Genomic DNA, 9,187 nt, shown 5'->3' on the forward strand with positions numbered 1-9,187 from the left:
GGCCGCCGCGGTTGACCCCCCCTTAACCACCCCCGTGCCACACCGCCGCCATGCGGATTCTCCACGTCCTTGATCACGGTCTGCCGCTGCACAGCGGGTACACCTTCCGTACCCGCGCAATCCTCAAGGCACAGATCGCACGCGGCTGGGAGGTCGCGGCGGTGACCGGGTGCCGGCACGGCAAGTTCGATGCCGATGAGGAGACGATCGACGGCATTCCTTTCTATCGTACTCCGCGGGTCAATTCCGGGCCGCCGGTGATCGGCGAGCTGCGCGAAGTCGCGGCGTTCGCGCGGCGGATCGAGGCGGTGGCGCGGCAGTGGCGGCCGGACGTGCTCCACGCGCATTCGCCGGTGCTCGACGCGATGGCGGCGCAGCGCGTCGCCGACCGGCTCGGCCTGCCGCTCGTCTACGAAATCCGCGCTTTCTGGGAAGATGCTGCGGTCGGCAACGGCACCGGGCGCGAAGGGAGCCTCAAATACCGCGCCACCCGTGCGCTCGAGACGCGCGCGGTCCGGAAAGCCGATGCGGTGGCGGTGATCTGCGAGGGGCTGAAGCGCGACCTCGTCGCGCGCGGGATCGATGCCGACAAGATCTTCGTCTCGCCCAACGGCGTGGACCTCGGCTTGTTTGGCGAGCCCTTGCCCCATGACACCGCGCTCGCGGCGCAGCTCGGGGTGACCGGTGCCGAGACGATCGGCTTCATCGGCAGCTTCTACGATTACGAGGGGCTCGACGTGCTGATCGCGGCGATGCCGGCGCTGATCGCGGAGCGGCCCTCGATGCATCTGGTTCTGGTCGGCGGCGGGCCGATGGAACGGGCATTGCGCGCGCAGGCCGAAGCCTCGCCCGTGGCGAACCGCATCCATTTCGTCGGGCGGGTGCCGCACCAGCTGGTCGAGCGTTACTACAGCGTGATCGACGTGCTGGTCTATCCTCGCAAGCATATGCGTCTGACCGACCTGGTCACCCCGCTCAAGCCGCTCGAGGCGATGGCGCAGCAGCGCCTCGTCGCCGCGTCGGACGTCGGTGGACACCGCGAGCTGATCCGCGACGGCGACACTGGCACGCTGTTCGCGCCCGACGACCCCGCGGCGATTGCGGTGTCGCTTGCACGACTGTTCGCCGAGCGCGACGGGTGGGCGGCACGGCGGGAGCGGGCGCGCGCGTTCGTCGAGGCCGAGCGTAACTGGGCCGTGAATGTCGCGCGCTATCAATCTGTTTACCAAAATCTTGCAGAGTCCGGTCCCATGAAGGATTCGCGGTCGCACGCATCTTCGGTGAACGCATGAACCTGCCCATCCCCCTTGTCGCCGGGGTGCTCGGCGGGGCGGTGGCGCTGGGCGCGCTCGTCGTACCCGCGCCGATGCTCGAAGGCCTGGTGATGGCGAGTGGGCTGCCAGCGATCGTCGCCGCCGCAGAGCCGCCGCTGGGCTTCACGGCGCGTGCGCTGTTCGGGCTGGGGGCAGGGGGCTCGGTCGCTGCGTTCGGCTGGTTCGCACTGTCGATCCTGCTGGGCACGCGTGCGATCACTGACGACGAGCGGGCGCCGGAAAGCGATGCCGTACGCGCGCCGGTGCTCCGCCGCGCCGATGCGCATCCCGATGCGCCGCCGCGCCCGCCCTTGCTTGCCACCCGCGATCTGGGGCGTCCCTTCGACGCTCGCGGTCCTCTTGCGGACGTCGTGAACGTTGCGCCGGCACTGGTAGAGACCGTACCGGCCGAAAAGCCGCTGCCGCTCGGTGCCCGCGATCCTGCTCCCGAAGCCGTCCGGGGCGTGCCGCTCGCGCCGCAAGTGGACGAACCCGTCGAACCCATCGAGCAGCCGCTGCCGCGCGATCTCGACCAGCCGCTCGCGGCGTTCGATCCCGCGGCGATGCCCGAAGTACCACTCGACGCGCCGGTCGTGCTGCCGCCGCTCAGCGTTAAGCCTGCAGTGTTCGAGCCCAGCGAGCGGTTCGAAGTGTACGAATTGCCAACGCCGCCGCGTGCCGAACCGGTGCCGCGCAACGAGGCGATCACGCGCCCCGAGACCGAAGCTAGCGTCCACGCCCTGCTCGAACGCCTCGAGCGCGGGGTGATCCGCAAGGGCATCGCCACCGGCGCCGAGATCGCCACCGGCCCCGCCGCCGCGCCGCTGCCTATGACTCCGCCCGCGTCGGCCCCCTCGACCGGGGCTGCGCCGCGGGTCGAGCGCCGTTCGCGCCCGCGGGGGTTCGAGGATACGCTGATCACGCTGCGCAACCTCGCCGCCCGCCGCGCTTAACGCTCTTCCACGGTCAGCGCTTCGATCGCGACCGTCACGGCATCCCCGTCGCGCGTCATCCGCGTCACCGCCAGGTCGGCCACGAGCGTGTGGCGCAAGTCGAATTCGGCGTCGCTGAGCCCGACCAGCCAGCGGTCGAGCGCCGGGCTCGCTTCGGCGGTGAGTGTCAGGCTGTGCCGCGCGCCGCTGAAGGTCACGCTCGCCCAGCGCGTCCAGTCGGAGGCGACGACCGCGATCGGGCAGCCCGCCGTATCGGCCGCAGCGATCAGCGCACGCTCGAGCAGCGTCGCCGCGTCGGGTCCGCGGCTCATCGCCCCACCTCCTGCGCCGCAAGGAACGCCTCGAGCCGCAAAGCAATGCGCGTGCCCAGCTCGCGGCCGTTGCGCAGATCGTGCACCAGCCGCGGATCGTTGACCGCCAGCCGGCCGAACTTGCTGGCCGGCATCTTCGTCCGGCGCAGGAATTTCTCGATTTTGCGGTGCACCGACATGCCCTTCTCCTGTTCCGAGTCGTTGAGTATGATCCTGTTTTGTTCTTGATTTCCTACTTGTCTAGGAAAAATCCTACGTGTAGGAGGCGCGGATGGAACCGGCCGCGCAACGCGCCGCGCTCGAAGCGCTGATGGGGGAGCATGGCACCAGCTTCGCCGAGCTCTCGCGCGTGATCGGGCGCAATCCCGCCTATCTCCAGCAATATGTCCGCCGCGGCAGCCCCCGCGAACTTGCCGAGCGCGACCGCGCCCTGCTCGCGCGCTATTTCGGTGTCCCCGAGGCGCGGTTGGGCGGTCGTGAGGACGAATCCCTATGCGAGGTCGCCCGGCTCGACATCGGCGCTTCGGCCGGGCCGGGCCGCATGGCCGAGGGCGAGGCGCGGCGGCGCCCCGGCATGCTCTCGCACGCGCTGCTCCGCGAGCTGGGGGTGCGCGCGGACGCCGCCTCGATGATCCGCGTGGAGGGCGAGTCGATGGAGCCCACCCTCTCGGACGGCGACGAGATCCTCGTCGACCGTGACCGGCGCGAGGTGCGCGGCAAGAGCGGGATCTTCGTGATCCGGCTCGACGGCACGCTGATGGTCAAGCGGCTGCGCATCGCGTTGGGCGGGATCGAAGTGGTCAGCGACAATCCCGACTGGCCGGTGCGGCTGTGCCGGCCAAGCGAAGTCGAGGTGATCGGCCGGGTGGCATGGCTGGGGCGGGCGCTGGTCTAGTCGAAGCGCTTATGGTCCGGTGCGGCCGTATCTGGGAGAAGGCGCACACCAGTCATGGAGTAGGATCATGCTCGCGATCGATGGCGGCGGTTCGGCCAGTGCCGCCTATGCCCGCACCCCCACGCCGGTCTCCGGCGCCCCCGATCCGGCCCAGGTCGAGCGCGACTATCAGGTGCCCGACGACAAGGTGGTCGAATGGAGCCCGAGCCTGTTCGGGGCGATTCCGCTGGGCGGGCTGGGCGGCACGCGGACGATCACCCAGACCGAGGGCAAGCTGCTCGACAACCTCACCCGCGACCGTGGCCTGCTCGGGCTGAACGATTTCAAGAACATCGCCGACGAGGCTTTCTCGGTTTCCGAGAAGCGCGTGCCGCCCCCGGGCACCATTCCGGTCGAGGCGCAGCGCCAGATCGACGCGCTGCCGCCCGAGGAGCGGGCGCTCGCCGAGCGCGCCTATCCCAAGAATGACGGCCACACCGATGCCTTCCGTCATGCCTATTGGAACGCCCGGCTGACCGCGGAGTTCGGCGAGGAGTGGACGAAGCAGTTCACCACGGCGCATGAAGGGCTGCCGGGCAACGGCGCGGTGCGGGAGGCGATGGACCTGTACAACAACGAAGTCGGACGCCGCATCGCGGTCGAGAATCCCGATGCCTCGCCCGAGGAGCTGGCCGATCTCGTCCAGAAGGCGCTCGATAACGGCGAATTGATGGTGGTCGATCGCAGCGGGCATCTTGCGGCCAGCGACGACGTTGCGCGCGGGCAGCACGGCATGGCCGATCCGACGCCCGCCGACGGGGTGATGAACACGCCCAAGGGCGATGCGAGCGCCAACGGTTCGTGAAGTGCGGCGCGGTGCCTCTGGGATTGACATTGGCGCTGGCGCTGGCCGGCTGTGGGGGGGGGCAGATGGGGTTCGACAAGGCAGGCTGGGCGGCCGAGCACGGCAATTACGACGGCGAGAGCCGCCGCGGCGCGATGGTCGCGCAGCTCGACGATGCCGGGATCAAGGCGGGTGCGACGCGCGAGACCGTGCGGTCGCTGCTCGGCGAGCCCGATTCTACCGGGCCGGCGGCGGACATCTATTTCCTAGGCCGCAGCGCGACCGGGCCGAGCTTCGAGAGCTATCGGATCGAATATGATGCCGCGGGCAAGGTCCGCGCGGCACGGGTCCAGCGGAGCTAGGCCGGAGGCGTCAGCGCGTCCTGCGCCGGTCGAGCAGCCACACCGCCAGCGCCAGCGCCAGCCCGACGCCGAACCCTGCGACGAAGCCGATCGAGGCCTGGCCCTGGCCGGCACCGAGGATCGTGCCCGCGACCAGGCTGACGGCAAGCAGGAAACCGCCGGCCATCGGCGTACGGGAAGGGGAAGATGCCATGCCGGGCACCCTATCGGGTTGCGCGGGCGCGCGCCATCCCGCGCGATATGGTTAGCGCGGGTTCACCTTGATGGGCCGCGAAAGCTTTAGATTCCTGTGAGAAAGCAAGCACGGCGAGTCCCTGGCGGACCGCGCGTTGGAGTTTGCATGGACCATCTGCCCTATCTTGCCGACAGTCGCGAAGTTGCCGACGCCGCCGAACTGATCCGCGCATTCGGCGAGCAGGCCGGCTCCGAAGCGGCGGCGCGAGCCGATCGCAGCCGCGACCTCGGCAACCACATCCATTTCTGCCGCTGGCGCCAGATCGAGCGGCTGGTGCTGCTGATGTCGATCCCGCGCGCCGTGGGAACGGTCCACTAAGCATATCGACATTCCGTTTCTCCCCTCCCTGAAAGGGAGGGGCAGGGGTGGGTTTAGCCTCGGGCGAGGCTCGAAGCCTCGGCCGGGGCTGTTTTGCCGAGCTGTTCTATGAGTCTTTGGGCGCGCAGACGCGCGCACCCACCCCCGACCCCTCCCTTGCAGGGAGGGGAGCGCGAATGTCGATACAGCTCAGGAATTCCCTGGTTCCACGTCCATCTCGTGCCGTGACGGAGCCGAAACGCATCTGGCGGGTTGAGGCAGTCCCTCCACTACGCGGCCATCCATGACCCTTCCCCAGATTCTGTCGGTGTCCGTCCTCACCGGCATGATGCTGCTCTTCGTCTGGGGACGGTTCCGCTACGATCTGGTCGCGATCATGGCGCTGCTCGCGGCGCTGGCGGTGGGGATCGTCAAGCCCAAGGACGCGTTCACCGGCTTCTCCGACGACATCGTCATCATCGTCGGTTCGGCGCTCGTGCTCTCGGGCGCGGTGCAGCGATCGGGGGTGATCGAAGGCGCGATGCTGGTGCTCCAGCGGCGGGTGCGGCGGATCCGCTCGCAATTGCTGCTGCTCTGCGCGAGCGTCGGCTTCGCCTCGGCGCTGGTCAAGAATATCGGCGCGCTGGCGATGATGATGCCGGTCGCGTTCCAGATGGCCAAGCGCTCGAACGCGGGGCCCGCGGTGTTCCTGATGCCGATGGCGTTCGCCTCGCTGCTCGGCGGGCTGATCACGCTGATCGGCACCTCGCCGAACATCATCGTCAGCCGCGTGCGCGAGGAGATGACCGGCCAGCCTTTCGGGATGTTCGACTATGCCCCGGTAGGACTCGGGCTCACGCTGATCGGGCTGGTCTTCCTGCGCTTCGGCTATCGGCTGCTCCCGCGAGACCGCCGCGCCGCGGCGACGCTGGGCGAGGCGATGGACATCCAGGACTACGTCACCGAGGCCGAGATTCCCGGCGGCTCCCCCGCGATCGACGAGACCGTCGCCGAGTTCCGCGCGCGCCACGATGACGACGTCACGGTCACGATGATCGTGCGCGACGGCATCCGCAGCACGCCGTTTCCCGACACGATCCTCAAACCCGACGACCTGCTGATCCTGGCCGGCGCGCCCGATGCGCTCGAGCGGGTGATCGCCGCCGATGGCCTCGAACTCGAGGGTCAGCACCGCGAGCAGCCCGAAGGCTCGGGGCGCGAAGTCGGCGTGCTCGAGGCGGTGATCGGCACCGAGAGCCCGCTGATCGGCCGCACTGCCGGGCGGCTGGGGCTCCACGAGCGATTCGGCGTCAATCTGATCGCGGTCTCGCGCCAGGGCGAACGGCTCGCGCGGCGGCTGGCCAATATCGAGCTCGCGGCGGGCGACGTCGTGGTGCTGCAGGGGCCGCTCGAGCTCCTGTTCGAGCGACTGGGTGAACTGGGCTGCCTGCCGCTCGCCGAGCGCACGCTACGGCTGGGCAGCGCCCGGAAGGGCCTTTTGCCGCTGGCGATCCTCGGCGTCGCGATGCTCGCCACCGCGACCGGGCTGGTGCCGGTGGCGGTGGCCTTCTTCGCCGCGGCGGCGCTGACCGTGCTCAGCGGCGCGCTGCCGGTGCGCGAGGCCTATGACCATATCGAATGGCCGATCCTGGTGATGCTCGGGGCGCTGATCCCGGTAAGCGACACGCTGCGCAGCACCGGCACCACCGTGCTGATCGGCGACTGGCTGAGCCAGGTCGCGGCATCGCTGCCGCCGTGGGGCGCGGTCGCGCTGATCCTCGCCGCCGCGATGGCGGTGACGCCGTTCCTCAACAATGCCGCGACGGTGCTGGTGATGGCGCCGATCGCCGCGACCTTCGCCACCGAACTCGGCTATCGGCCCGAGGCGTTCCTGATGGCGACGGCGGTAGGGGCGGGGTGCGATTTCCTCACTCCGATCGGCCACCAGTGCAACACGCTGGTGATGGGGCCGGGCGGCTACCGCTTTTCCGACTATGCCCGGCTGGGAGCGCCGCTGTCGCTGATCGTGCTGGTGGTGGGAACGCCGCTGATCCTGTGGGTTTGGCCGGTGTGATTATAATTCCTCCTCGAGCTTGCTCCGGGAGGGACCGCGCCCGCAGGGCGTGGTGGAGGGGCCGCCGCGAAGACGGCGGTGTGGCTATCGGCGAGCGAGAACCGCGCCTGCGGCGCGGCCCCTCCACCATGCTGCGCATGGTCCCCCTCCCCGAGCAAAGCTCGGGGAGGAATTGAAGTCACCGGCTCGACAGCACGAAGGTGTTGCCGTCGGGATCGCGGAACTTGGCGAAATTGCCCCAGGGCTGCTTCTCCGGCGGGCCTTCGAATTCGACGCCGCGCGCGCTGAGCTGCTGGTAGGTGTACTCGACATCGTCGCAGGCGAACGATCCGTTGAAGAAGCTGCCGATCCGGTCTTCCTGCCCCTCGGGGGTGAACAGCACCACGCCGGTCTCGGCGCCAGGGATGCCCAGCTCGATCCAGCGCTTGCCCGGGCCCATCGGCTGGTCGGTGACGATGCGGAAGCCCATCTTGTCGGTCCAGAAGGCGAGTGCGCGATCCTGGTCCGAAGTGGGCACGGTGACGAACTTGAGCGACTTGATCATGCGCCAAGGCTAGCGCGAGCGATTGTCCGGGGCGAGCATGGCAGCTATTGCTATGGTAATGGCTGCGTCCCTCGAACTCGATCGCTACGTCGTCGATGTGCTGATGCCCGATCTGGTCGGGCATGACCGCAAGCCCTCGGCGTTCCTGGTCTATCTGCTGATCGAGGCGCTCGACGTGGCACGCGAACCGCTCGGCTATTCGGCACTCGCGGAGCGCACGGGGTTGTCGCGCCGGACGTGCCAGGACGCTATTGCGCATCTCGAGCGGCGCGGGCTGATCGCCGTCGAGCGGCGCGCGGACAACGAGGCGGCGTGGTTCCGCCCGCTACGACCCTGGATACGGAGGTAGTGATGGCACGAATGGCGCGGATCGAGCGGACGGGCGGGCCCGAGGTGATCGGCTGGGTCGATATGGATCTGCCGCCGCCGGGGCCCGGCGAAGTGCGCGTGCGCAACAAGGCGGTCGGGCTCAACTTCATCGACACCTATCATCGCTCGGGGCTCTATCCGGTGCCGCTCCCCGGCGGGCTCGGGCTCGAGGCGGCGGGCGTGATCGAGGCGCTGGGCGAGGGCGTCACCGGTTTCGCCGCGGGCGATCGCGTCGCGAGCTTCGGGCCGATCGGCGCCTATGCGACTGAGCGCAACGTGCCCGCCGCCGGCCTGTTCAAGCTCCCAGGTGGTATCGACTTCGAGACCGCCGCCGCGATCACGCTCAAGGGACTGACCGCCGAGTTCCTGATCGAACGCGCCGCGAAGGTGCAACCCGGCTGGACCGTGCTCGTCCACGCGGCAGCCGGCGGGGTGGGGCAGATCCTGGTCCAGTGGCTCAAGGCGATCGGCGCCGAAGTGATCGGCACCGTTGGCAGCGAGGCCAAGGTCGAAGTCGCGCGCAATGCCGGTGCCGATCACATCCTGCTCTCGCGCAGCGAGGACGTTGCGGCGCAGGCGCGCGCAATCACCGGCGGCGTCGGGGTGGCTGCGGTGTTCGACGGCGTCGGCAAGGCGACCTGGCAGGTCTCGCTCGCCGCCGCACAGCGCCGCGGGCTGATCCTCAGCTACGGCAATGCCAGCGGCCCGGTGCAAGGCGTCGATCTTGCCGCGCTCAACGATCACGGCTCGCTGTTCGTCACCCGGCCCAAGCTGTTCGACTATTATGTCACGCCCGAGGAGCGCGAAGCGGGGGCCGCGCGGCTGTTCGCGATGCTCGAAAGGGGCGCGGTCCGCGCGGAGATCGGCCAGAGATTCGCACTTGAAGATGTCGCCGAAGCGCATCGCCTGCTCGAAGCCGGCAAGACGATCGGATCGACGGTTCTGCTACCGTGATCCTGCCTGCGCTTGGCGATTTGCGGCCAAATCCCGCTTTCATCGTTGCCTAAGTCA

General features: G+C 69.1%; 13 protein-coding genes. 9 read left to right on the plus strand and 4 right to left on the minus strand.

What is annotated here, in order from left to right; all coding sequences use genetic code 11:
* The first annotated feature begins 50 nt into the window (after positions 1–50).
* Positions 51–1,292: a TIGR04063 family PEP-CTERM/XrtA system glycosyltransferase gene (locus RZN05_RS01370; RefSeq protein WP_317224833.1), complete on the plus strand. Its 1,242-nt coding sequence runs from the start codon at positions 51–53 to the stop codon at positions 1,290–1,292.
* Positions 1,289–2,266 (plus strand): hypothetical protein, encoded by a 978-nt coding sequence (locus RZN05_RS01375; RefSeq protein WP_317224834.1) that lies wholly within the window; start codon positions 1,289–1,291, stop codon positions 2,264–2,266. The genes RZN05_RS01370 and RZN05_RS01375 overlap by 4 nt, the downstream gene beginning before the upstream one ends.
* Here the strand turns inward: RZN05_RS01375 and RZN05_RS01380 are convergent.
* Positions 2,263–2,577 (minus strand): hypothetical protein, encoded by a 315-nt coding sequence (locus tag RZN05_RS01380; protein ID WP_317224835.1) that lies wholly within the window; start codon positions 2,575–2,577, stop codon positions 2,263–2,265. The two genes, RZN05_RS01375 and RZN05_RS01380, sit on opposite strands and share 4 nt — an antisense overlap.
* A complete protein-coding gene (locus RZN05_RS01385; RefSeq protein ID WP_317224836.1) occupies positions 2,574–2,756 on the minus strand; it encodes a hypothetical protein in 183 nt (60 codons plus the stop codon). The genes RZN05_RS01380 and RZN05_RS01385 overlap by 4 nt, the downstream gene beginning before the upstream one ends.
* A gap of 92 nt (positions 2,757–2,848) precedes the next feature.
* Between RZN05_RS01385 and RZN05_RS01390 the strand changes: the two genes are divergently transcribed.
* From RZN05_RS01390 to RZN05_RS01400, 3 genes are all read left to right on the plus strand, one after another.
* Entirely contained in the window at positions 2,849–3,472 is a 624-nt protein-coding gene (locus tag RZN05_RS01390; protein WP_317224837.1) for a S24 family peptidase, read from the plus strand.
* 67 nt (positions 3,473–3,539) lie between these two features.
* Positions 3,540–4,316 (plus strand): DUF6973 domain-containing protein, encoded by a 777-nt coding sequence (locus tag RZN05_RS01395; RefSeq protein WP_317224838.1) that lies wholly within the window; start codon positions 3,540–3,542, stop codon positions 4,314–4,316.
* Positions 4,317–4,381: 65 nt separating this feature from the next.
* Complete coding sequence (locus RZN05_RS01400; protein WP_317224839.1) at positions 4,382–4,657, plus strand: hypothetical protein; 276 nt, start codon at positions 4,382–4,384, stop codon at positions 4,655–4,657.
* 10 nt (positions 4,658–4,667) lie between these two features.
* Here RZN05_RS01400 and RZN05_RS01405 read toward each other — a convergent pair whose 3' ends face one another.
* Positions 4,668–4,823: a hypothetical protein gene (locus RZN05_RS01405; RefSeq protein ID WP_317224840.1), complete on the minus strand. Its 156-nt coding sequence runs from the start codon at positions 4,821–4,823 to the stop codon at positions 4,668–4,670.
* A gap of 174 nt (positions 4,824–4,997) precedes the next feature.
* On the opposite strand from RZN05_RS01405, the gene RZN05_RS01410 reads away from it, so the two are divergent.
* Together RZN05_RS01410 and RZN05_RS01415 are read left to right on the plus strand one after the other, a co-directional pair.
* On the plus strand, positions 4,998–5,210 hold the full coding sequence (locus tag RZN05_RS01410; RefSeq protein WP_317224841.1) for a hypothetical protein: 213 nt from the start codon (positions 4,998–5,000) through the stop codon (positions 5,208–5,210).
* A gap of 283 nt (positions 5,211–5,493) precedes the next feature.
* Positions 5,494–7,263 carry an SLC13 family permease gene (locus RZN05_RS01415; RefSeq protein WP_317224842.1) on the plus strand — a complete coding sequence of 590 codons (1,770 nt, stop codon included), beginning with the start codon at positions 5,494–5,496 and terminating at the stop codon, positions 7,261–7,263.
* Positions 7,264–7,441: 178 nt separating this feature from the next.
* Here RZN05_RS01415 and RZN05_RS01420 read toward each other — a convergent pair whose 3' ends face one another.
* Positions 7,442–7,807, minus strand: a complete 366-nt coding sequence (locus RZN05_RS01420; RefSeq protein ID WP_317224843.1) for a VOC family protein — start codon at positions 7,805–7,807, stop codon at positions 7,442–7,444.
* Positions 7,808–7,865: 58 nt separating this feature from the next.
* Between RZN05_RS01420 and RZN05_RS01425 the strand changes: the two genes are divergently transcribed.
* Together RZN05_RS01425 and RZN05_RS01430 are read left to right on the plus strand one after the other, a co-directional pair.
* Entirely contained in the window at positions 7,866–8,156 is a 291-nt protein-coding gene (locus tag RZN05_RS01425; RefSeq protein WP_317224844.1) for a helix-turn-helix domain-containing protein, read from the plus strand.
* 2 nt (positions 8,157–8,158) lie between these two features.
* Complete coding sequence (locus RZN05_RS01430) at positions 8,159–9,130, plus strand: quinone oxidoreductase family protein (protein ID WP_317224845.1); 972 nt, start codon at positions 8,159–8,161, stop codon at positions 9,128–9,130.
* Positions 9,131–9,187: the final 57 nt, after the last annotated feature.

The organism is Sphingomonas sp. HF-S4 (genome assembly GCF_032911445.1).
GTDB lineage: Bacteria > Pseudomonadota > Alphaproteobacteria > Sphingomonadales > Sphingomonadaceae > Sphingomonas > Sphingomonas agrestis.

Bases quoted from the DNA above. Each gene is read 5' to 3' on its own strand.
- RZN05_RS01370 (WP_317224833.1), top strand. From the start codon at position 51: ATGCGGATTCTCCACGTCCTTGATCACGGTCTGCCGCTGCACAGCGGG.
- RZN05_RS01375 (WP_317224834.1), top strand. From the start codon at position 1,289: ATGAACCTGCCCATCCCCCTTGTCGCCGGGGTGCTCGGCGGGGCGGTG.
- RZN05_RS01380 (WP_317224835.1), bottom strand. From the start codon at position 2,577: ATGAGCCGCGGACCCGACGCGGCGACGCTGCTCGAGCGTGCGCTGATC.
- RZN05_RS01385 (WP_317224836.1), bottom strand. From the start codon at position 2,756: ATGTCGGTGCACCGCAAAATCGAGAAATTCCTGCGCCGGACGAAGATG.
- RZN05_RS01390 (WP_317224837.1), top strand. From the start codon at position 2,849: ATGGAACCGGCCGCGCAACGCGCCGCGCTCGAAGCGCTGATGGGGGAG.
- RZN05_RS01395 (WP_317224838.1), top strand. From the start codon at position 3,540: ATGCTCGCGATCGATGGCGGCGGTTCGGCCAGTGCCGCCTATGCCCGC.
- RZN05_RS01400 (WP_317224839.1), top strand. From the start codon at position 4,382: ATGGGGTTCGACAAGGCAGGCTGGGCGGCCGAGCACGGCAATTACGAC.
- RZN05_RS01405 (WP_317224840.1), bottom strand. From the start codon at position 4,823: ATGGCCGGCGGTTTCCTGCTTGCCGTCAGCCTGGTCGCGGGCACGATC.
- RZN05_RS01410 (WP_317224841.1), top strand. From the start codon at position 4,998: ATGGACCATCTGCCCTATCTTGCCGACAGTCGCGAAGTTGCCGACGCC.
- RZN05_RS01415 (WP_317224842.1), top strand. From the start codon at position 5,494: ATGACCCTTCCCCAGATTCTGTCGGTGTCCGTCCTCACCGGCATGATG.
- RZN05_RS01420 (WP_317224843.1), bottom strand. From the start codon at position 7,807: ATGATCAAGTCGCTCAAGTTCGTCACCGTGCCCACTTCGGACCAGGAT.
- RZN05_RS01425 (WP_317224844.1), top strand. From the start codon at position 7,866: ATGGCTGCGTCCCTCGAACTCGATCGCTACGTCGTCGATGTGCTGATG.
- RZN05_RS01430 (WP_317224845.1), top strand. From the start codon at position 8,159: ATGGCACGAATGGCGCGGATCGAGCGGACGGGCGGGCCCGAGGTGATC.